The sequence below is a fragment of the Methylophaga sp. UBA2513 genome (assembly GCF_002341285.1).
GTDB classification, from domain to species: domain Bacteria; phylum Pseudomonadota; class Gammaproteobacteria; order Nitrosococcales; family Methylophagaceae; genus Methylophaga; species Methylophaga marina.
On record NZ_DDNT01000019.1, the window covers coordinates 12,174 to 33,832 of the forward strand.

The following is a 21,659-nucleotide window of genomic DNA, read 5'->3' on the forward strand; positions in this document are numbered from 1 at the left end:
GAACCTATGGAGGCTGAGATGATGCAAGTGGGTGTGGGGCTTCGCTCCAAACATTACGAAGCGGCTTTGCAATCAGCCTCCGTAGATTTCGTTGAAGTGCATACTGAGAATTTTTTTGCTGATGGTGGTGTGTCACATGTCATCCTGGAGATGATTGCTGAGAATTATAAGCTAAGCTTTCATGGGACTTCGCTCGGTTTGGGGTCTTTAACTCCCCCACCACTTGCCCATATCCAAAAGATGCGGCGGTTGATTGAACGTTATTCACCCTTTTTAGTATCTGATCACGCTTGTTTTAGCTGGTCGAATGAGGCTGGCCATACCGTTCATGCTGGTGATTTGCTTCCGATCCGGTTTGATAAAGAAACGTTGAACGTCATGTGTCGTAACATTCGACGCGTGCAGGATATTTTTGGTCAGCAACTATTGATTGAAAATATTTCATCGTATTTACCTATCTCAGGCTCTGTCATACCCGAAACAGAGTTTTTCAATTTACTTTGTCAATCAACCGGCTGTGCGATGTTGCTGGATGTTCATAACATTCAAGTAAACGCTGTCAATCAGCAGTCCCCGTCACCTTTAGAGGCCGCTTTAGAATTCATATCTGAGTTAGATACTGGCGTTGTCGGTGAAATCCATTTAGCCGGAATAGCTGAGCCCTCAGCTGAGATGTGGATTGATGATCATAGTGGACCCGTGAGTGATGAATGTTGGAGAGCATTTTCAGCAGCCATCAAACGTTTTGGTAAGGTGCCCACCTTAATTGAATGGGATACCAAGTTGCCTGACTGGTCTGAGCTCACCACTCAAGCCGCCATGGCTAAAGATTATGCCAATCAGGTGTCAGGTCATGGCTAATTATCAGTCAGACCTATTACAGGCCCTTTGGCATCAGGGTGAGTCATCTTTTGGCTCTGAGGTACTGTCTATTTACAGAAATAATCTGCTAATGAATGCTAACAGAGCCTTAGCTATTACCTACCCAACCGTTGTGCCATTGCTTGGTGAGGACGTCTTTAACTCGCTGATTAAAGATTTTATCCAGTATGAAATGTTAGAGGAAGGTGACTGGGGTGTATGGGGCAAAACATTTCCTGACTGGTTAGAGCAGCAAGCTAGCCTGGGTGATTATGCTTTTATTGCTGATTGTGCCCGGCTGGATTGGCTTTGCCATCACGCTGAACGAGCCAGTGATATCGAGAATGTCATGGGATTTGAGATTGCCTCAGAGACGGAATTGGCAAGTCTTAAACTGCAATATTGTGCTGGTGTGACGCTACTTGAATCCAGCTATCCTGTTGTGGATATCTGGCTGGCACATCACTCCCGAGATGAAAATCAACGCCAATCCTTTCTTCAGCAGGCAAAAAACAAACTCACAGACGGTGCAGGTCAACATGCTCTGGTTTGGCGGCCACATTGGAAAGCCAATGTTCGTGAACTGGATGAGACAGAACTTGATTGGATCAAGCTGACGCTTTCTAGTCAAGGTATATCTGATGCACTGGACCAGGTTAATCCTCAATTTGATTTTGAAACGTGGTTACAACAATCCACCAGTGAAGGACTTGTCACTGGTTTCTATCAGGAGAAATACGATGACTTATCTTAATTTACACGTCCCATATCTGGGACATCTGACAAAAGCACGTTCGGTACTTGAATCTTTAACGTTACTGGGCGTCAGGTTTTACTTGTTTTCTGTCTTTTTCTTTGCTGGTTTTAACAAATTAAAAGACTGGGAGTCGACCCTGTTTTTATTTGAATATGAATATATGGTGCCTTTTTTAAGACATGATATTGCGGCTTATCTTGGCACGGCCACAGAGATTGCTTTACCCGTGTTGCTGCTCATGGGCTTAATCACTCCGGTCGCCGCTATCGGCTTGTTTATCTTTAATATTGTGGCAGTTTTTAGCCTCGCAGACATGCCACCGGCAGCGTTATTACTACATATTATCTGGGGTGGGTTGCTGTTTGCTTTAATACTATGGGGCCCTGGAAAAATAGCCGTGGATAGATTTGTTTTTAACAGTCACTAATATTCAACCGGCATCAGGAGGTGAGTGACAATGAGTCACTGCCTCCTTTTGTTTTAGTTCAATGATGTTTGTGAACGTAGGTGCTCTACCATCCAGTCAATCATGGATTTTGTTCTGGCTGAAGAATAGCGACCCTCTCTATGCACCACATGCACGGGCACGGGTGGATGCTCGTAATCACTCAAAATGATTTTTAATGCCCCACTCTCCAGGCTCTCTGCCACCTGATAAGACAGGAAGCGTGATATCCCCATATCCGCTAATACAGCTTTTTCTGCCGAGAAGTTATCGCTGACAGCTAAGAATGGGTCAACCCTGACACTGCTTGCTTTGCCTTTATCAATAAACTTAAGCTCATTACTGGGGCTGAGTCCTCTGGCCAGAATGATTTTGTGATTGGATAAATCTTCTGGTTTTTTTGGATAGCCATATTCTTTCAGATATGCCGTTGACGCACAGAGAACACGACGAATAGCCCCGACTTTGATGGCTTTATAGGATGAATCCTGTAACTCACCAATTCGAATTGCGACATCGACACCCTCTTCCAGCATATTGACGACACGATCAACGAATAAAGCATCCACCTGCATGTCAGGATAGTTTTTTAAATAGCTGATAATGCCATCCATCACATATAGCCGCCCGAATAATACTGAGGCGGTAATTCTGACCATTCCTCTCGGCGTAGCATTTCTGCCTCTGACGGCATCATCTGCTTCTTCAGATAGAGCGACAATCTGCTTGGTATCTTTGTAGTAACGCTGGCCTGCATCGGTGATTTGCAGGTGGCGGGTTGTTCTGTGTAATAGCTTCACACCGAGACGTGTTTCCAGTTCTGAAACGGCGCGACTAACGGCTGGAGGACTAAGTCTGAGTTTACGTGCAGCACTGGCAAAGCCTTCATTCTCAACCACGGCCACGAAGACAGTCATTAAATGTAGTCGGTCCATTCATTATTCCACTTTATGCAATAGTTAATTAATCATTTGGCTGATTATTATATTTCTGATAATAGCGAATAATGTTCTCGCTGGAAACACAACAGCATTATTTACTGATAACAGGAGAACAAACATGAGCAGAATCAAAACCATCACTGATGATATTGCCAACAATGAACAAGCTGAATTATTTGCTGCTATCCAATCATCACTGGGCATTGTGCCAAACTTCCTTCGGGTCTTTGCTAACTCACCGGATGCCTTAAAAGCGTTCCTGGGTTTTCATCATATTGCTGGTAATGGCTCTTTGGACGCCGCCACACGTGAACGAATTGCGCTGACGCTGGCTCAGAAAAATGAATGTGGCTATTGCTTATCAGCTCACACCGCTATTGGACGTAAAACTGGTTTAAATACCGATGAAATCAATGCCAATCGCCAGGGCGACAGTCAGGATGCCAAAGCCGCTGTTGCTGTGAAGTTTGCACGGACATTAGCTGAACACACAGGCGAAGTGACCAATGCCGAAGTGCAGGAAATGCGTGATGCTGGTTTCACTGATGCCGATATTGTTGAAGTCATTACCCACACGGGCATGAATTTATTAACCAATATTCTGAGTAAGGCCAGTCGGGTAGATATCGACTTCCCGAAAGTTGAACTGAATCAGGCGGCTTAACGGATATTGCCCGGTCTTTTGCCGATCGGGCAACTATTCTGAGGAGGTGTTATGGCCAGAGCATTTGCAAAAATCGCGTTTACAGACAATGTAAAACAGTTACAGTCTGAAATGGGTAGCCGGGAAACGTATCAGGTATTCGAGCAAGGTGATACCGATGATGTGTGTATTGATAAGCGAACAGAGCAATTCATCAAACAACGGGATAGTTTTTATATTGCCACAAGTAATGATGATGGCTGGCCGTATATTCAGCATCGAGGTGGACCCAAAGGTTTTCTCAAGGTACTGAGTGATAAACAGATTGGTTTTGCTGACTTTCGTGGTAATCGACAGTACCTCACTGCAGGCAATATTCAGGGTAATAGTAAAGTCTGTCTGTTTTTGATGGATTATGCTCAAACTCGCCGCCTGAAAATCTGGGGTCATGCTGAAGTGATTCAAGAAGCCGAATACGCTGGCTTTATGGCACAACTTGAACTCGCTGAGTTCAGAGCACCTGTTGAGCGTGGCATTGTCATCACCATTGACGCGATGGACTGGAACTGTCCGAAGTACATTACACCTCGTTATACTCAGGATGAGTTTGCACAGTTTTTAGTTGATGATTAGCGTGTAATTGTTTGAAAAAGCTATTTTATTTGCCTTTTAAAAGAGCGACAAAACTAATGATTTTATACAATATTGCATTATCGGGTAACTGCCATAAAGTACGGCTGATGTTATCTTTATTAGGCTTGAATTATCAGACCTATGATTTGGATTTAGGCACATCTGAACAGTTAAGTGACGACTTCTTGAAGTTAAATCCATTTGGTCAGGCACCGGTGATTGATGATCAAGGTATTGTCATTCGTGATAGCCAGGCTATTTTGGTGTATTTAGCTAAAAAATATGGTGAAGACAGGTTTTGGTCGGATGATCCTGCTGAGTTAGCTAATATCACATCATGGTTATCGACAGCAGCCAATGAGCTACAAAATGGCCCGGCCAGATTACGTCTGCATCATAAAATGGGCCGACCTATCGACCTTAAACACGCTACAGATACAACGACAAAACTGCTGAACATCATTGACCGTCACTTAGCTGATAAACAATGGCTAGTCATCGACAGACTGAGTCTTGCAGATATCGCTATGTATCCCTATCTGGCTTTAGCACATGAAGGCCAGGTCGATCTTAGTCCCTATCAGAACATCACTGCGTGGCTGACACGGTTTGAAGCTTTACCAAACTATATATCCATGCCAGGCATTCATTTATAAATCTATTTTGGAGAACAACACTATGACAACCGATATTAAGCCCCCTCTTCCGCCATTTGATGAAGCCTCGGCTACACAAAAAGTGCGTATGGCTGAAGATGCCTGGAACAGCCGTGACCCGGATCGTGTGGCACAGGTGTATACCGAAGATACTATCTGGCGTAACCGTGCTGAATTTCCTCGTGGTCGCGAACAAGTCAAAGACTTTTTGCAAAAGAAATGGGCAAGAGAACTCGATTACCGTCTAATAAAAGAGCTGTGGGCATTTGAACAAAATCGCATAGCTGTGCGATTTGCATACGAATGGCATGATGATAGTGGCAACTGGTTTCGTTCATATGGTAACGAAAACTGGGAATTTAATGAGCAAGGTCTGATGCAACGTCGCTTTGCTTGTATCAATGACTTGCCGATTAAAGAATCCGATCGTTTATTTCATTGGGCATTAGGCAGACGTCCTGATGATCACCCGAGTTTGAGTGATTTAAACTTATAAACAAGCAGCTCCGGACTTTTAGTTCGGAGCTTTTTTCACTCTGGCAATAACAGTGATTCTGAATCTTTGATAAAAGTGGCCCATGTTTCGTTGGGTAACCACTCAGTTAATAAAGCACGTTTTGCTTCAAAAACAGGTTTCTCTTCAACAATACGAAGATAAAGATATAAAAAAGCAGATGCACGGTAGTTCATGGCACAGTGAACCCAGATTTTATGCGCTGAAAATGCTTTCATAATATTAAGAAACTGCTCTAAATGAGTCTGACCGGGGTCGTCAAATGGCACAGGTATGTGGATATACGTCATACCTAGACTGGTGACGATACTGCCTTCATTTTCAATAGCTGACGTAGAATCAGGCATCGCCAGATTGATGATGACTTGAACCCCCTGCTCTGCAATTTGCTCAAACTCGTCGATAGTGGGTTGTGCAGAACTGGCAATGTTAGGTGTCACATTCAACGCATTCTTAATGGTGGTTTCCATTATCGAAATACTCCATTTCTTGTTATGGCGCTTTAAGATTATCATGACCTGTTAACATGAATCATATTGGATAAGCAACGGCATGGCGACTCTTTGTGAACTCTTTGTTGAATTGACACTCTGAATACCTTTAATAATAAAAATAGAATGAACAATAACAATGAAGTTAAAAACAGGATTCGCTTTTTCGTGCTTGCTGATAAGTCAGCTTGTCTCAGCACGTGACTATATAGATGGACATTTACATTACGTCGATTTTTTTCAGGAAACAGATGGCATGCCGGCCTTACTGAAGGTGATGGATGAGAGTGATATAAGCCAGGCTGTCATTATGGGGATTCCCGTTGCCAAGACATGGGATGAAAATGAACCCAAAAAACCACGCTATTATGCTGGGGATGATGCCCCGATTTATTGGTATAGCGGCACTGATCTTGAGCTACACGCTGCGATAGAAAATCTAAGTACTGAACAACAGAAACGCTTTATTCCTTTCTTATCTGGCTTTAACCCAGATGATAAAAATGCGGTGAACCATATCCGTCGTGCATTAGAGCTTAACCCAGGATTTTGGCAAGGCATTGGTGAAGTGTTTACACGTCATGACGATCTCACCGCTTTAATACATGGCAGCGCGCCTCGAGCCAATAGTGAAGCGATGATGAAAGTCTATAAGCTGGCTGCAGAACATGATCTACCCGTCTTAGTTCATAGCAATATCACGTCTCAACGTGAACGTAATCCGCTATATCAGGAAGAAATTGAAGAAGCGTTAAAAAAGAATCCTGATGTGAAATTTATCTGGGCTCATGCTGGCACCAGTAAAGAGTTACATCGTCATCAGGAAGAGTTGGCATTTCTTCGTCCCTTACTCAAAGAGTTATTAGATAAATACGATAACCTGACTATCGATTTATCGTGGACCATGCTTGACCCCTACTTATTGGATAAAAAAGGTAAGCCCAGAGCTAAATGGCTGGCGTTACTTGAAGAGTATCCGACTCGTTTTGTGATTGGCAGTGATGTGGTCGGTAGTTTTGATAATGTTGGTAAAATTATGCATGGTTTTGATCCGGTATTAGATGCACTACCAGAGGACGTAGCAAAAGCGATTGCTCATGATAACTTTCTCACGCTGTTACCTGACTCTAAAGATATAAATACGATTAAGGAATGATAAAGGTTTTGTCCAGCTTCATTCACAGCAAGACACTAAACATCTTAAGTGTATCTCTTTCTGTAGCGACGTTATGAAACAAAAAGTGGTTTCTCTGCATTCATAATTTGATTGTAACGCGTCTATGATTTACCACGATTGTTAACCGACTATGCGTTGAGATGAGACAGAAAAGCCCAGCCAAGACCGTAAAATTGTTATATTTTGAAACAGGTGTGAAGTTCGTTTAATTATCAAATAATTAAATTCAGCCCCCACTGCATAGTCATTAAGGAGTGAGTCATGCCAAATCGTCGAGTTGGTAATAAATGCGCAGGATACGCACAGAGCTTTTATAAGCAGAATGGAAAAGCACAGCCTATTCTTATCTTGGCTATTGCACTTGTTGTTTTACTCGTGGCTGCCCAGCTGGCGCTACCAACATTAGTCAAAAACTACCTCAATAAAAAACTAGCCAATATGGGCAACTACAGTGCACATATTGAGGATGTCGATATTGCGCTCTGGCGTGGGGCCTATACCTTAAACACTATTAATATTGTTAAAACAGATAGAGATATTCCTGTGACCTTCTTTGAGTCACATAGCATCGACCTCTCAATTAGCTGGTCTGCACTCTTCCATGGTGCAGTGGTAGCTGATGTAGAGCTAATCGCACCTGAAGTACATTTTGTGGATGCAAATGATGAGAAGGTGCAAACAGGTGCAGGCACCGATTGGCGAGATATGTTGCAACAACTGCTACCGATTAGAATTGAACGTCTTGCTATAAAACAAGGAGAGCTTCATTTCCACAACTTTCAATCTGAGCCGCCCGTTCACCTTGTATTGAGCGATTTGAATGGACAGTTTACTGGTTTGAGCAATCGTGATGATGCCAAACATTCGGCATTATCTTTTGAAGGAACAGTGCTAGAAACGGCTAAGTTATCTATCGATGGAAAGCTGAATCCGCTTGGAAGATTTCGCAATTTTGATATTAAATTAAAAGTAGAAAATGTGGATGCCGTCAAACTCAATGAACTGACTGAAGCTTATGCCAACTTTAATATGGAGTCAGGTCAGGGTGAGTTGTTAATGTCCCTTAAAGCTGAGGATGGTCAGTTGAACGGCTATGCCCGGCCCATTTTAGATAACGTGACCATCTTAGATCTTAGTGAAGACAGTGATGAGGGACTCATTAATGTTGTGTGGGAATCAGTTATGGCCGCATTGGGACAAATTTTCCGTAATCAACCTAAGGACAGAATTGCTGCCGAGATTCAAATCAGTGGTAGCTTGGATCAGGAGAATATCAGTCCATGGCAAGCTTTCTTATCCATACTGCATAATGCTTTTGTGGAAGCCTACGATAAACAATTTCGACAAGAATAGTGTGTTTGTTTAGTGATAAACAGCTTAGTCTGCGTAACCACTGCCAATGGCTCGAAATGGCATTTTTAGTCCGAGTTCAGTAACTTGTAAGCCTACCCAGGCCGGAAAAGTGTTGCTATTCGGACCAGGAAATAAAGAATACTCATCTGCCCAAGGGTAATTGGCTACTGCGGTTTTAATTTCAGGAATCAATTCGGCGGCTTTATTTCCTTTTAGAGACAAGATTTTTTCGGCTCTGGCACCATACCAATAGGTGTCTGGTGTCGTGGTTTGAAACTCACGCAATGCAGGTAAACCACGTTTTACTCGCCAGCCCACCACTTCGTAGACCGTATATGTTGCCGCATTTTCTGGTTTTATTGCTATCCAGGAATGTACAGCGAACCAGCCACGCCAGCTAAACGCATCGGCAGCATAGACTTCGATAATGGCTTGTTTTTCTTTATTTGGATCAGCTGCAATGCCTGCTGGTTCACGGCTGGCCGTTCGCCAGTCCTGAGAGGTACAAGCACTCAAGGCGACCACCAACATAAAGGATGTCACAACATTAAGTAAACGTGTCATCACGACCCAAAGCTTGACTGGAATGTGGTAAAGAGATTTCAACGCGTAAACCGGTTTTTGTATTGGCAATATTTAACTCACCATTGAGAATATCGACGATGGCTTTGGTGATGCTCAAGCCCAGCCCGAAGTTACCTTTTTTCTTGTCATGCACGAAACGATTAGTGACATTGGGTAGTAACTCAGCATCAATGCCCCCTGCTTCATCCGTTATCTTCCAGGTCACAAAATCATCTTGTTCTGTCACCAGGATTGACACCGACTGTTCTGGCACCGAGAACTGAATGGCATTTTTTATGACATTTCTGATGGCAACAGCGACGAGTTCTTGTGGCAAAAATAAATCCTGATCGCTATGAATAATTTTATGAATTTCTACCTGACTTTCTTTGATCATAGAGTGAAGCGGCGTTAATGCTTTGCTAGTGATTTCACTAGCGCTGCTGCTTGCCGTGATCGCTGCCATCTGCTCGGCATCGAGCCTTGCCAGCATTAATAATTGATCAAGCAGTTCTGTTAGCTGTTTAACCGCCAGGTTGGCTTGTTTCAGATTGCAGTCCGCTTCCGCACCTTGTTTGAGCATGGCGACTTGTAGTTGGGTCGTAATGCCTGCCAACGGTGTACGCAGTTCATGAGCAGCATCTGCAGTAAAGCGACGTTCACTTTCCAGCACGGTTTTGACTCTAGCCAACAAAGCATTAAAACCGGCAATCACCCCCTTGACTTCACTTGGCACATCGTCAATTTCGATGGGTGTCAAACTGCTGCCCGTATGGGTATCAAAATGATCCTGTAGCTGTGTCATGGGTTTAAATACGCGCTGAATAATAAAATACAGAGAGATAATCAGCGTCAAAACAGCCAGTACCCAGGGAATCACTACCCCAATCAAGACGATATTAAAGAGTTGACGACGTTTATCCAGCTTCTCGGCAGTCGTGACTGAAATGCCGTGCTCGGTTAATTTGAATACGCGCCAGATAGTGCCATTATCCCGAACGAAGCTGTAGCCATCTTTGACAGAGGTTAAGACATCACGGTTATCATCTTCAGTGCTGATAATTAATTCGCCATCAATACGAGTGACATTACAGACAATGACCTCTGTATTTTCTCTATTTTTTTCTATTTGTTGAATCAGTTCATTGGTTAATGATGAGGATGGCTTTTCATTCTTTACATCGTATTGATGAACAATATGAGACAACATTTTTGCTGAGGCGGCTAAGCGATCATCCAGAATCTGTTTCACATCGCTTTTAATGGTGTGGTACATGAATGGACCGATAGCCAAACATAAAATACCGGTGACTAAAAATACCGACAGTAGGAGTTTATTTCTTAGGCTACCTTTCATTGTTTATCCACGGCTAAAAAGTAGCCTAAACGGCGTTCAGTACAAATGAGATCCGTACCCAGCTTTTTACGCAAATTATGAATATGTACTGCGACAGCGTTACTTGCCACGCCCTCAGCCCAGCCATAAAGTCTGTCTTGTAATTGTTCCGTGTTCACCACTTTTCCTGGTTGATGCATCAAGGCTTCAAGCACAATCAGTTCACTTTTAGATAACTTGACGGGAAGACCATTCGCTTTGACTTCACCTTTAGTGGGATTGAAACTAATGTGCTCGAAAGTCATCACATTATCTGCCCGGCCAGCGATACGGCGTGTGATGGATTGTAATCGCGCCACTAACTCATCAAAGTCGAAGGGTTTCGTCAGATAATCATCGGCACCAGCAGAAAGACCGGTGACTCTATCCGGGATAGCATCTCGTGCTGTCAGGATAAGTACAGGCAGTAATATTTTATTTTGACGCCACTTGGTCAGTAATGTCATGCCATCGTAATCTGGTAATGTTAAATCAAGTATCACGACATCATAGTTCACATGCTGAATAGCCTGATTGGCGGTATGAGCGTCTTTTACCCAGTCGGTGCTGTGGCCTAATGTTTCCAGCCCCTGTTTGATACCATCACCGACGATGTCATTGTCTTCAACCAGTAAAATATACATACATGATTCCCAATAATTACACACTTATTATGGTTATTAACATTAAGTGAATATTAAAAACGACATAATGTAGAGCTAATGTTTGACTCATAGACTTGATGTAAATTACACAGCTTCGTGTATATGTTGCTCTGATTAACTAGCCAGTAACCCAATTAAATTTTTTATAAGAGATGTTTACCATGCGAGTCATTCCTTTAACACTCATATCTGCTTTTTCGTTAATGTTAGTTGCTTGTTCCGAGCCTGAGAATCAACCTACTGAACAGGCTGCTCCCCCTCCTGTTGAGGTGGATGTGGCAATTCCACTTCAACATAAACTGACTGATTGGGATGAGTTTACAGGCCGTTTTGAAGCCATCAATAATGTTAATTTAAGAGCACGAGTAACCGGCTATCTCATCGAGAAGAAATTTAAGGATGGTCAACAAGTTAAGAAAGGCGATGTCCTGTATGTGATTGACCCTCGTCCTTTTCGTTATGAGCTAAAACAAATTCAGGCTCAGCATGAACTCGCCAAAAAAGAATTGGATCGCGCCCATCTGTTGCGTGAATCCAATGCGATTTCTCAGGAAGAAGTCGACAGACGTTTCCAGGAACTTCAAATTTCAGAAGCTTCATTGAATAATGCCAAACTACAATTAGGCTTCACAGAAGTCACTTCGCCCATCGACGGTAAAATCAGTGATAGCTACGTCGATATTGGCAACATGATTGAAGAAAATCAGACCATTTTGACCCGTATCGTCAGTACCAACCCTATTCACTTCCGATTTGAAGGATCGCAAGCTGACTTGCTGAAATACCTGCGTCTTGACCGTGCAGGGCAACGCCCCAGCAGCGATTCCAGTCCTAACCCTATCTATATCAAACTGATGGACGAAGATAAGTTCTACCACGAAGGCAAAATGCACTTTGTTGACAATGTGGTCGACAACGCCACCGGTACTATTCAGGCCACCGCAACAGTGAACAACGATGACGGCATTATTTACCCAGGTCTGTTTGGGCGTGCTCGCTTGTTAGGTCGTGCTAACTACGACGCCATACTGGTGCCCGAGAATGCCATCAATACAGATCAGGATAAAAAATTCGTCTATATCAGCGATGAGAATAATGCCATCAAACGTCAATATGTCACTGTCGGCAATCTACTTGAAAACGATCTGATTGTGGTCAGCACCGGCCTAACCGGTAATGAAAAAGTCGTTGTGAACGGTATTCAACGTATTCGAGCCAGTGGTCAGGAAGTGACACCTAATGTTGTCGAACTTGAGTGGAAGCCTCTCGATGTTTTAGGTAAGCAAGCCACTGAAGACACAACGAACATCTCAAAAACTGATAAGGAATAAGCGACTGTGAATTTTCCAAAATTCTTTATTGATAGGCCTATTTTTGCTTCGGTACTTTCCATTATCGTTGTCATTATTGGCTATATGGCCTATTTGAGTTTGCCTATTGAGCAATACCCACAAGTAGCCCCACCGACTATTCAAGTATCAGCAACCTACCCTGGTGCAACCGCAGAGACAGTGGCTGAAACGGTGGCAACACCGATTGAGCAGGAAGTCAACGGGGTTGAGGGCATGCTTTATATGTACTCACAATCCTCTGCCGATGGTTCAATGACGTTGAGCATTACCTTTGAGCTGGGAACGGATCTGGATACAGCCCAAGTATTAGTTCAAAACCGTGTCGCTATCGCTGAAGCCAAATTACCAGAAAGTGTCCGTGCTTTAGGTGTGACTACCAAGAAAAACTCACCTGATCTGATGATCGTTATCAATCTCTCCTCACCAGATGGCACCTACGATCAAAATTATCTCGCTAACTATGGCGTATTAAATATACGTGATCGTATTCGTCGTATTGATGGTGTGGGTGAAGTCCCTGTTTATGGTGCCTCAGATTATGCGATGCGTCTCTGGTTAAAACCTGACTTAATGCAGTCGTATGATATCGCGGCGGGTGATGTTATCTCTGCTATCCGTAATCAAAATGTTCAGGTCGCCAGTGGTACCTTAAACCGTGCACCACAACCCGATCAGAACTATTACGAGTACATCGTCCAGACACAAGGTCGATTAACGACACCAGAAGAGTTTGGTGAAATCATTGTTAAAGCCAGTGATGATAGTCGTATTGTTCGACTACGTGATGTGGCGCGAATAGAACTAGCAGCTCAGGATTACATCACCAAAGGGTATTTAGGTGGAAAACAAGCCGTCGCTTTGCCTATTTTCCAACGTCCTGGTACCAACGCGATTGAAACAGCCAATCAGATCAAAGCCGAAATGGAAGATATCGCGGCTGAATTTCCACCAGGCATGACTTATGAGTTTGCCTACAACCCGACAGACTTTATCGAACAATCGGTTGATGCAGTAAAAATGACCGTTTATGAAGCCGTCTTTTTGGTGGTCATTGTTATTCTGGTTTTCTTACAAACCTGGCGTGCAGCGATTATCCCTATTGTGGCTATTCCAGTATCTCTTATTGGTACGTTTGCGGTTATGTCAGCCATTGGTTTCTCGTTGAACAACCTGACTTTATTTGGTCTTGTTTTGGCGATTGGTATCGTGGTGGACGATGCGATAGTCATCGTTGAAAACATGGAACGGAATCTGCGTAACGGTCTATCCCCTCGTGAGTCAGCTCGTAAAACTATGGATGAAGTAGGTTCAGCATTAATTGCCATGGGGCTGGTTTTGGTTGCTGTATTCCTGCCTACCCTGTTCCTTGAAGGCATTTCAGGTGAGTTTTACCAAGCCTTTGGTATTACCATCGCTGTAGCCACCATGATCTCGGTCGCTGTATCACTGACCTTATCACCAGCACTCGCGGCCATTTTGATGAAGTCACACGATCAGGATAAACCAGAGAAACCCGTTAAATGGTACCGCTCACCGGTAAAAGCATTTTTCAATGGTTTCAACCGTGGTATGGAAGGCTTATCAAATCGCTACGGCTGGTTTGTCGGTAAAACCATTCGCATGGGACTGATTATGTTAGTGATTTATGCGGGCCTGATGACCTTAACCGCATTTCAATTTAACCGTGTTCCGACCGGGTTTATTCCGTCACAAGATCAAGGTTCGTTGATTGTTGCTATCACATTGCCTGACGGCGCCTCGTTTGATGCTACGGATAAAGTGGTTCAGGCGGTGACTGAAGAAATGTTAGCCGTACCCGGTCTGAAAAACGCGGTTGGTTTTACAGGGTTTTCTGGCGCGACAAGAACCATTCAATCTAATGCCGCCGTGATATTTACACCACTAGAACCATTTGAAGATCGTATAGCTAAAGGCATTGAATATCAGACTATCTTAAGTGATATGCGTGCTGTGGCTGCCAGCTTCAAAGAAGCCAAGGTGGCGGTATTTGAACGCCCTCCTGTGCCCGGTATTGGTAGTGCTGGCGGCTTCAAGATGATGCTGCAGGATCGTGGTGGCCGTGGCTTAAAAGTATTAGAGCAAGCAGCAACCGATATGGCCGCTGCGGCAAATAGCCCTGATAGCCCTGCTACTACGGCTGTTTATTCTTTCTTTAATACTAATAATCCGCAAATCTATTTGGATATTGACCGTAATAAAGCGGAACGACTGAACGTACCTGTGCCTGATGTGTTTGAGGCATTGGAAGTGTTTATTGGTTCAGTCTATGTTAATGATTTCAATTATTTAGGTCGGACATTTAGAGTAACTGCTCAGGCTGAAGCTGAGGATCGTTTATCCGTAGATGATGCACTTCGAATCCGTGTCAGAAGTACTAATGGCGATATGGTGCCGTTAGGCTCGTTTGCCACTGTGCGTGATACCTCTGGCCCTTCTCGAGTGCCACGCTATAACTTATATCCAGCAGCAGGTGTTATGGGCAGTAGTGCGGAAGGCTTCAGTAGTGGCCAAACACTTGATGCCATGGAAGAACTAGCAGAAAAAATTCTGCCTGATGGCATTGGTTATGAGTGGACTGAAATTGCCTATCAGGAGAAAGCAACCGGTGATACTGCTGCTTTGGCTTTCCTACTGGCTGTTGTGTTTGTGTTCTTATTATTGGCTGCGCAATATGAAAGCTGGGCATTGCCGTTCTCTATCATCCTGATTGTACCGATGTGTCTGTTATCAGCCATCACCGGTGTGTATCTGGCGAAGATGGATAACAATATCCTGACGCAAATAGGCTTGGTCGTGCTGGTAGGTTTAGCATCAAAAAATGCTATATTGATTGTTGAGTTCGCCCGAGAGCTGGAGCGTCAGGGACGTTCTGTCTGGGATGCAGCCGTTGAAGCAGCCAGACTACGTTTACGCCCTATTTTGATGACATCCTTCGCTTTCATTCTAGGTGTTGTGCCCATGGCCATCGCCCAAGGCGCTGGTGCTGAAATGCGTCAGGCATTAGGTATCGCAGTATTTTCAGGCATGCTTGGCGTGACCTTCTTCGGGTTAATATTTACCCCAGTGTTTTATGTGATTTGTCGTCGGGTTGCGCTTTACTTCAAACCTGAACAGGCGACAGGAGAAAAATCATGAACAAAATGATCTTGTGTACCTTAATTAGCCTGTCCATCACTGGCTGTGCTCAATTTCGAGATTATCAGTCACCCACGACGGATAAGACGGTTGAAGCGACACAACTGAGTGATGACACCTACGAGTTTGCTAATGCACAGCAACCTATCGCAGATTGGTGGACAGCTTTTCAGGATCCACAATTAACGCAACTCGTTGAAAAAGCATTAGTACATAATCTGGATGTACGGATTGCACTGGCGAACCTACAGGCGGCTCGTGCTTTATCCAGAGCAGTGGGTTCAGATAGATACCCGACAGTCGATGCAAACGGTGGTTATAGTCGTAACCTGTATTCTGAGGAAACACAAAATGCGAACACTCGCGCTGCTGATATCTATGAAGCAGGCTTTGATGCCAATTGGGAATTAGATATTTTTGGACGTGTCAGCTATGGCATTGAGTCACAACTGGCTCAGGAACAAGCTATCGCCGCCGACTTGCAACAAATGTATGTCAGTGTCGCCGCAGAAGTCGCCAGACAATACTTTACTCTACGCGGGGCACAGTATCGTTTGGATATTGCTGAGCGAAATGCTGAAAATCAAAATGAAACCTTTGAATTAACAGAAAGGATATTGAATGCCGGTGGCGCCAGTGCTCTGGATGTGAGTCGTGCCAAAACACAACTCAGTCTGACTCGCTCCACGATTCCACCATTAAGAGCGCAGATAGATTCGACCATAAACAGTCTTTCTGTTTTAACAGGGCAAGTACCAGATGCTTTACGTAGTCGTTTGTCTGAGACTAAGGCTCTACCGACATTACCGCTAACAGTAGCCGTGGGTGACGTGCAACAGTTGCTTACCCGACGCCCAGATATCCGCTCAGCTGAACGTTCATTGGCGGCCAGTGTGGCGGATTATAATCTGACCGTGGCGGATTTATTTCCCAAGGTCAGTATTCTTGGCTCTTTAGGTTTTATTTCTACTAATTTGAGTAGCTTTGGTACCACAGCCCTCGCTGGCTCAATTGGTCCATCGATCAGTTGGCAAGTCTTTGATCGTGATCGCTTGAAAGCATATGTCGATCAAGCTAATGCCCAAACTAAAGTCGCGCTGGCACAATATGAGAAGACAGTATTATCAGCACTTGAAGAATTACAGTCCGCGATGAGTGATTTTTCTAACGAGGAACAACGGCGTGCTGAATTGCAAGAAGCTGCGGCTTCGGCAAAACAATCTGCCACCATGGCCAGAAATCGCTTTGATAGTGGCTATGATAATTTTCTTGATGTGCTAGATGCTGAACGAACATTACTGGAAGCAGAAGATACCTTAGCAAATAGCGAAATTACTTCAGGGCTTAATTTAGTCACTATTTACAAAGCCTTAGGTGGTGGCTGGCAAGTCAAACCTCAGCAGCGTTAATATTATGAGGGCGTTGGCGCACCATTAGTGCCATTAAATGGCGTTGGTTGTTGTCACTGATTTTAGAGCCGAATTTGCTGTTTGCATTAAGCCACTTCACAATAGCTGCTGAAAATGGCTTATCCCCTACAAATCCGGTATCACAATAGTTCTTCATTGTGTGATATTTTTGTGCTGCATTTATTCTGCTTAAATTATCTTTGAAAAGAAGATAGTTTTGACCATTGCCATAAGCAGACTATCTAACATGTTTGATTGAATCTACTACGAAGGAAAGTGACGTGAAAAAGTTTAAAGATGTCGATAATATTGCGGAACAGATATTCAACGATAAGATTGGCAGACCAGCATATGCATTCGGTCTATGGCTTGCTACACTTCAAGCAAAAGAGCTCGGTATAAAAAAGCTGAATATATTTGAATTTGGCGTTGCGACTGGCGCCGGACTGATAAACCTGTGTGACATCTGCGCCATCATGACTAAATCTACAGACATGCAATATGATATTTATGGCTTCGATTCAGATATTGGTATGCCAGCACTATCAAGTGGATATAAGGATCATCCTGAGCTATGGCATGAAGGACAGTTCCTTGTTGACCATGATGAGATAAGAAAAAAATTGCCTGAAAATGCTCAACTCATTTCAGGAAATATTGCTGATACGATAGAACCTTTCTGTCAAGAACATTTATCTAATGACGCACCGGTTGGTTTTGTTGCTGTAGATGTAGACCTTTACTCTTCAACCTTATCTGTATTTGAGCTTTTTAAACATAATAATCCTGAGCTTTACCTCCCCGTCACTATTATGTATCTAGATGATATCAATGACTTACTGACCAATAACTCATGGTGTGGCGAAATGTTAGCAGTAAGAGAATGGAATGATCAAAATGAACTTCGTAAGATGGAAGAAATGCGTATTAGACAGAATCATAGCCCAGCGGGCTGGCATGATCACATATATGGCCTACATGTGCTTGATCATCCTGTTCGCAATGGCAAACGTCCAGATGTATGTTTAGACATCAATATAACTGCAATTTAATCAATTCTTACAGAAACCAGTTCCGATAAATGATTTATTATTTTTTTTCAAACTAGCTTAGAGAGAAACGAAGTCGTATATAACAAAACAAATCCCGACCGTTTTTAGTTATTTAATCTTGAGGTAAAAAATGATTGCCTCCCAAGCTTTTATATTTATCTGTCTTAATAAGTAAAATATTTACTTGCTAGGCATATCTGCTGCTTGTCTGATAACGCATTGCTGACAAATACAGGCTTTGCCTCTCTGAGTTGAAGGTACCTGCTCTAAAAGGGTCTGGCTAATTATCATATCCGCTTTATGACACCAACAATCAGCCGGGTTACTATCGACTGATAAATTGCCACAAGCGTTTGGACCACCACATATGGGACATCTGTCAGTGCAGACGCTTTGACTCTCAGTCATATGTGATGAATTTTATCCAGTCGACTCACATTGTCTCCAGCCCTAATAATCCGCTGGTGATATAAGTTCAAGCCAGTCTGTCAGTGTCAGCGGTTTGTAAAAATAAAAGCCCTGAATCAAGTCACAAGACTTCGAGCGGAGATACTGTGTTTGAATTTCTGTTTCGACCCCTTCTGCAACCACTTTTAACTTTAAGGCTTTGGCCATTGATATCACCGTATCAACGATCGGGTATTCCCCTTTCTCAGTATTAATTTTGTCAATAAACGATTTATCGATTTTTAATTCATCAATTGGCAATTGGCTTATATAACTCAGGTTGGATTGTCCTGTACCAAAGTCATCAATCGCAACCCCAAATCCGGCTGTTTTGAGAGCATGAATAACTGACGTCAACAGATTGATATTCTCTGCCATGACTGATTCTGTCACCTCGAAAATAATCTGGTGAGTGGGCACATTATGCTTTTTACAAATGGCTTCGAAGGTGTCAACTAACTTGGTATCAGCGAGTTGTCGAATACTGAGATTAACTGATATTTTTTTGTGAAAGTCTGGAACGCGCTGTCGAATCAATTTGAGCATTTCACACACTTGCTCAAGCACAAAATAGCCAACGTCTATTATCACACCTGTACTTTCTGCCACACCGATAAAATCTAATAGATTGAGTGGTTCTGAATGTATGTTATCCCAACGTAATAGTGCTTCAGCAGAATCCACCTGATTGGAGGCATTGATTTTCGGTTGATAGACGACACTCAGCGTTGAGTAATCCAGGCCACTTAACATGGACTGAGCCAGCGCTGCGACTTTCACAGTTCTGCCATAGTTGGTGTTTTCTACAAATATGAGCTCACCAGATTTCCCGGTTTGTTTATAGTTTTTCAGTGCATCTTCCAGCATAGGTAACATGGCGCCATTTTTGACAATGTCACTTTCAAATAAAGACATGACGGCGCTGATCGATAACTTATGCTTAACTTGCTGACTGACTGAGTCTAATAAAACAGAAAAGGCATCTTGAATGGCATCTGTTATCTTAGCGTAGTGAACCTTTTCAATAGGTTGGATTGATTTGATGATAAATACATCACCACCGACACGATAGATTCTAACGGGCAGATGTAGCATCAATTGCTTGAGCTCGCTGGCGACATCGATGAGTAACTGATTGCAGTGGGTATGACCATAAACAGCATTTAATTCGTTAAACCTATCAATATTCAGCAGACAGCCAAGATATCGCGCTTTGTTGCTTTTCTTGCCATAGGTTTTTTCTAAATCAAGTTCCAGCGCTTCTCTGGAATAAAGCCCCGTTAATGAATCATACAGTGCCGCTTTGAGTAAACGGGCTTGGGTTAATCGTTTCTCAACCTGATCACGGATGACGTATAGGAAGTGATAACCCTGTTCGCTTTTATGTAAGGACACGCCTACTTCGACTTCGATAATTTGACCATTTTGTTTTCTCAAATCCATCTGTTTGAATATGGGGGTGAAGTCGCTTTGCTCCTTAACAATTGATGACTCTTCATGATGAGCAAGTTGTTCGGCGGGTATAAAATCTCGTATGTTTTTATTGGTAAGCTCTTTGTATGCAAACAAAGACTGGCTGTAGTCATTTGCGAGCTCAATATTGCCTTCGACATCCGTGATGATGACTGCTTCAGTGAGCATGCTTAACAGATGCACAAATTGGTTTTTGAGTTGCTCGAGTTGCGATTGTGCTTTTGATTCAACGCTGCAGGTAATATTGCTGCGATTATTGAGTATTGAGCCAATCTTTTTTTCCAGTAGATGTTTGTTGACTGGTTTGCTGATGAAATCTACTGCACCGTTCGATAAGGATTTAAAGTGGTTATCAAATTCGCCATGTGCGGTGACGATAATGACGTTGATATGTTTCAGCTGTGCATTGTTGCTGAGTTCAGTTAAAACATCGAAGCCATCGATATCTGGGAGTCCGATATCTAATAAGATGATGTCAGGAACGATATCCCGAGCCGTAGCTATGGCACTTGCGCCTGAGTTAGCCACATAGATATCCCCTAAACTTTTTAAAACAGTAGATAACTCCAGAATAATGACCGGGTCATCATCAACGATTAAAATTTTTCGTTCCGAACTCATGTCATTCACTCATTAGTAAATTCACAATCTGATTATTCACTACCTTCTATAGAAGAGTAAGACGCCAGTTTATAGTCATTTCTCCCGTCATTTTTCACTTCATACAATAAATCATCGGCTTTTTTTATAAATTCATTGATGGTGTGCTTGGTATCGTGTTTGTTAATGACGACACAGCCAAAACTCATCGTCACGTTGATGGATATATTGTTGTAACAATATTCAGATGAAGCAATCGCTTGACGAAGTCTTCTCAAAATAATATCGGCTTCTGCCTCCGTCGCTTCACAATAAATTAAAAATTCTTCACCGCCGAACCGGGCAGCGGTTTCGAAAGGCCGAATGCTATTTCGCATCCGATTGGATACATCGATTAATACGCGATCACCAATTTGATGACCGTAGGTATCGTTAATGTGTTTAAAAAAATCAATATCAGCGATGATAAGACAATGACTGATCGATTTATCAGAACGGGCTAGTCTGGCAAGATGTGTTTCGCAGGCCTTAATGGCAGCGCGTCTATTTAATAAGCCGGTCAGCTCATCGGTATCGGCCAGTGATAAAAGCTTTTGTTGCATCTTAACAATACGCTCACCTACTCGTAACCGAGCGATAAATACGGCACCATGAATAGGCTTTTCAATAAAATCATCAGCCCCCACGTCTAGTGCTGTTTGTTCAATTTGGCCAAGTGAATTGGAGGTAACCATAATGATATATGGCGTGAGACTTAAGTTCAGCGCTCTGATGTTCTGACATAGTTCCAGGCCATTGACTTCTGGCATCATCCAGTCAACAACAATGATTTCCGGGGTGGTATCTCTGTTTGAGATTATTTCAAGCGCTTGTGTTGCATTATTCGACTTGAGGGCATTCATTCCAGTCTTTTGTACAAAGCTACTCATAGTGAAGCAGTCAATATCATTATCGTCCACAATTAATACGTGCATGTACCCTTGTTTACATGGCAGTTTGATTTGATATCAAGTTTCTACTTCTATAGCTTAACTATCAAGCCTTGATGTTCATTTTATTGGTAAATCGTTTACGATAAGTCCTGATGACAATCAA

At 43.0% G+C, this 21,659-nt stretch carries 21 protein-coding genes; 13 read left to right on the plus strand and 8 right to left on the minus strand.

The window, feature by feature from the left end; genetic code table 11:
* The first annotated feature begins 18 nt into the window (after nt 1-18).
* The 3 genes from B3V56_RS11085 to B3V56_RS11095 are packed head-to-tail and all read left to right on the plus strand — an operon-like array spanning nt 19 to nt 2,045.
* The gene (locus tag B3V56_RS11085; protein WP_289284289.1) at nt 19-861 is read left to right on the plus strand and encodes a DUF692 domain-containing protein; all 843 of its coding nucleotides are present in this window, start codon (nt 19-21) and stop codon (nt 859-861) included.
* Nucleotides 854-1,615: a DNA-binding domain-containing protein gene (locus tag B3V56_RS11090; RefSeq protein WP_289284290.1), complete on the plus strand. Its 762-nt coding sequence runs from the start codon at nt 854-856 to the stop codon at nt 1,613-1,615. The genes B3V56_RS11085 and B3V56_RS11090 overlap by 8 nt, the downstream gene beginning before the upstream one ends.
* Nucleotides 1,602-2,045, plus strand: a complete 444-nt coding sequence (locus tag B3V56_RS11095) for a DoxX family protein (protein WP_289284291.1) — start codon at nt 1,602-1,604, stop codon at nt 2,043-2,045. The genes B3V56_RS11090 and B3V56_RS11095 overlap by 14 nt, the downstream gene beginning before the upstream one ends.
* Nucleotides 2,046-2,098: 53 nt before the next feature.
* Here B3V56_RS11095 and B3V56_RS11100 read toward each other — a convergent pair whose 3' ends face one another.
* The gene (locus B3V56_RS11100; RefSeq protein ID WP_289283067.1) at nt 2,099-2,998 is read right to left on the minus strand and encodes a LysR family transcriptional regulator; all 900 of its coding nucleotides are present in this window, start codon (nt 2,996-2,998) and stop codon (nt 2,099-2,101) included.
* A 124-nt stretch (nt 2,999-3,122) separates the two neighbouring features.
* On the opposite strand from B3V56_RS11100, the gene B3V56_RS11105 reads away from it, so the two are divergent.
* From B3V56_RS11105 to B3V56_RS11120, 4 genes are read left to right on the plus strand one after another with little or no spacing between them, the layout of a single operon-like run.
* Nucleotides 3,123-3,668 carry a carboxymuconolactone decarboxylase family protein gene (locus tag B3V56_RS11105; RefSeq protein WP_289244294.1) on the plus strand — a complete coding sequence of 182 codons (546 nt, stop codon included), beginning with the start codon at nt 3,123-3,125 and terminating at the stop codon, nt 3,666-3,668.
* A 51-nt stretch (nt 3,669-3,719) separates the two neighbouring features.
* Entirely contained in the window at nt 3,720-4,280 is a 561-nt protein-coding gene (locus B3V56_RS11110; protein ID WP_289283066.1) for a pyridoxamine 5'-phosphate oxidase family protein, read from the plus strand.
* A gap of 56 nt (nt 4,281-4,336) precedes the next feature.
* Complete coding sequence (locus B3V56_RS11115) at nt 4,337-4,936, plus strand: glutathione S-transferase family protein (RefSeq protein ID WP_289284292.1); 600 nt, start codon at nt 4,337-4,339, stop codon at nt 4,934-4,936.
* Between the two features lie 22 nt (nt 4,937-4,958).
* A complete protein-coding gene (locus B3V56_RS11120) occupies nt 4,959-5,432 on the plus strand; it encodes a nuclear transport factor 2 family protein (RefSeq protein ID WP_289284293.1) in 474 nt (157 codons plus the stop codon).
* Nucleotides 5,433-5,467: 35 nt separating this feature from the next.
* On the opposite strand, the gene B3V56_RS11125 is transcribed toward B3V56_RS11120, so the two are convergent.
* Nucleotides 5,468-5,920 (minus strand): protein tyrosine phosphatase family protein, encoded by a 453-nt coding sequence (locus tag B3V56_RS11125; protein ID WP_289283062.1) that lies wholly within the window; start codon nt 5,918-5,920, stop codon nt 5,468-5,470.
* 160 nt (nt 5,921-6,080) lie between these two features.
* On the opposite strand from B3V56_RS11125, the gene B3V56_RS11130 reads away from it, so the two are divergent.
* Nucleotides 6,081-7,097: an amidohydrolase family protein gene (locus tag B3V56_RS11130; protein WP_289283061.1), complete on the plus strand. Its 1,017-nt coding sequence runs from the start codon at nt 6,081-6,083 to the stop codon at nt 7,095-7,097.
* A 282-nt stretch (nt 7,098-7,379) separates the two neighbouring features.
* Nucleotides 7,380-8,471, plus strand: coding sequence for a DUF748 domain-containing protein (locus B3V56_RS11135; RefSeq protein WP_289283060.1), 1,092 nt, complete (start codon nt 7,380-7,382; stop codon nt 8,469-8,471).
* A 24-nt stretch (nt 8,472-8,495) separates the two neighbouring features.
* On the opposite strand, the gene B3V56_RS11140 is transcribed toward B3V56_RS11135, so the two are convergent.
* From B3V56_RS11140 to B3V56_RS11150, 3 genes are read right to left on the minus strand one after another with little or no spacing between them, the layout of a single operon-like run.
* Nucleotides 8,496-9,035, minus strand: a complete 540-nt coding sequence (locus tag B3V56_RS11140) for a DUF3750 domain-containing protein (protein WP_289283059.1) — start codon at nt 9,033-9,035, stop codon at nt 8,496-8,498.
* Nucleotides 9,019-10,392, minus strand: coding sequence for an ATP-binding protein (locus tag B3V56_RS11145; protein WP_289283058.1), 1,374 nt, complete (start codon nt 10,390-10,392; stop codon nt 9,019-9,021). The genes B3V56_RS11140 and B3V56_RS11145 overlap by 17 nt, the downstream gene beginning before the upstream one ends.
* Nucleotides 10,389-11,054, minus strand: coding sequence for a response regulator (locus tag B3V56_RS11150; RefSeq protein WP_289283057.1), 666 nt, complete (start codon nt 11,052-11,054; stop codon nt 10,389-10,391). The genes B3V56_RS11145 and B3V56_RS11150 overlap by 4 nt, the downstream gene beginning before the upstream one ends.
* Before the next feature lie 182 nt (nt 11,055-11,236).
* Here B3V56_RS11150 and B3V56_RS11155 point away from each other — a divergent pair, with 182 nt between their 5' ends.
* From B3V56_RS11155 to B3V56_RS11170, 4 genes are all read left to right on the plus strand, one after another.
* Entirely contained in the window at nt 11,237-12,406 is a 1,170-nt protein-coding gene (locus B3V56_RS11155) for an efflux RND transporter periplasmic adaptor subunit (RefSeq protein WP_286304611.1), read from the plus strand.
* 6 nt (nt 12,407-12,412) lie between these two features.
* Nucleotides 12,413-15,583 carry an efflux RND transporter permease subunit gene (locus tag B3V56_RS11160; protein WP_286304612.1) on the plus strand — a complete coding sequence of 1,057 codons (3,171 nt, stop codon included), beginning with the start codon at nt 12,413-12,415 and terminating at the stop codon, nt 15,581-15,583.
* Nucleotides 15,580-16,992: an efflux transporter outer membrane subunit gene (locus B3V56_RS11165; protein ID WP_289283054.1), complete on the plus strand. Its 1,413-nt coding sequence runs from the start codon at nt 15,580-15,582 to the stop codon at nt 16,990-16,992. Before B3V56_RS11160 ends, B3V56_RS11165 begins: the two co-directional genes overlap by 4 nt.
* Before the next feature lie 281 nt (nt 16,993-17,273).
* Nucleotides 17,274-18,044 (plus strand): hypothetical protein, encoded by a 771-nt coding sequence (locus tag B3V56_RS11170; protein WP_286304614.1) that lies wholly within the window; start codon nt 17,274-17,276, stop codon nt 18,042-18,044.
* A 180-nt stretch (nt 18,045-18,224) separates the two neighbouring features.
* Here the strand turns inward: B3V56_RS11170 and B3V56_RS11175 are convergent, their stop codons facing one another.
* From B3V56_RS11175 to B3V56_RS11185, 3 genes are read right to left on the minus strand one after another with little or no spacing between them, the layout of a single operon-like run.
* Nucleotides 18,225-18,452 (minus strand): cysteine-rich CWC family protein, encoded by a 228-nt coding sequence (locus B3V56_RS11175; protein WP_289283053.1) that lies wholly within the window; start codon nt 18,450-18,452, stop codon nt 18,225-18,227.
* A gap of 42 nt (nt 18,453-18,494) precedes the next feature.
* Nucleotides 18,495-20,585 (minus strand): two-component system response regulator, encoded by a 2,091-nt coding sequence (locus B3V56_RS11180; RefSeq protein WP_289284294.1) that lies wholly within the window; start codon nt 20,583-20,585, stop codon nt 18,495-18,497.
* A gap of 32 nt (nt 20,586-20,617) precedes the next feature.
* The gene (locus B3V56_RS11185) at nt 20,618-21,538 is read right to left on the minus strand and encodes a GGDEF domain-containing response regulator (RefSeq protein WP_289284295.1); all 921 of its coding nucleotides are present in this window, start codon (nt 21,536-21,538) and stop codon (nt 20,618-20,620) included.
* Nucleotides 21,539-21,659: the final 121 nt, after the last annotated feature.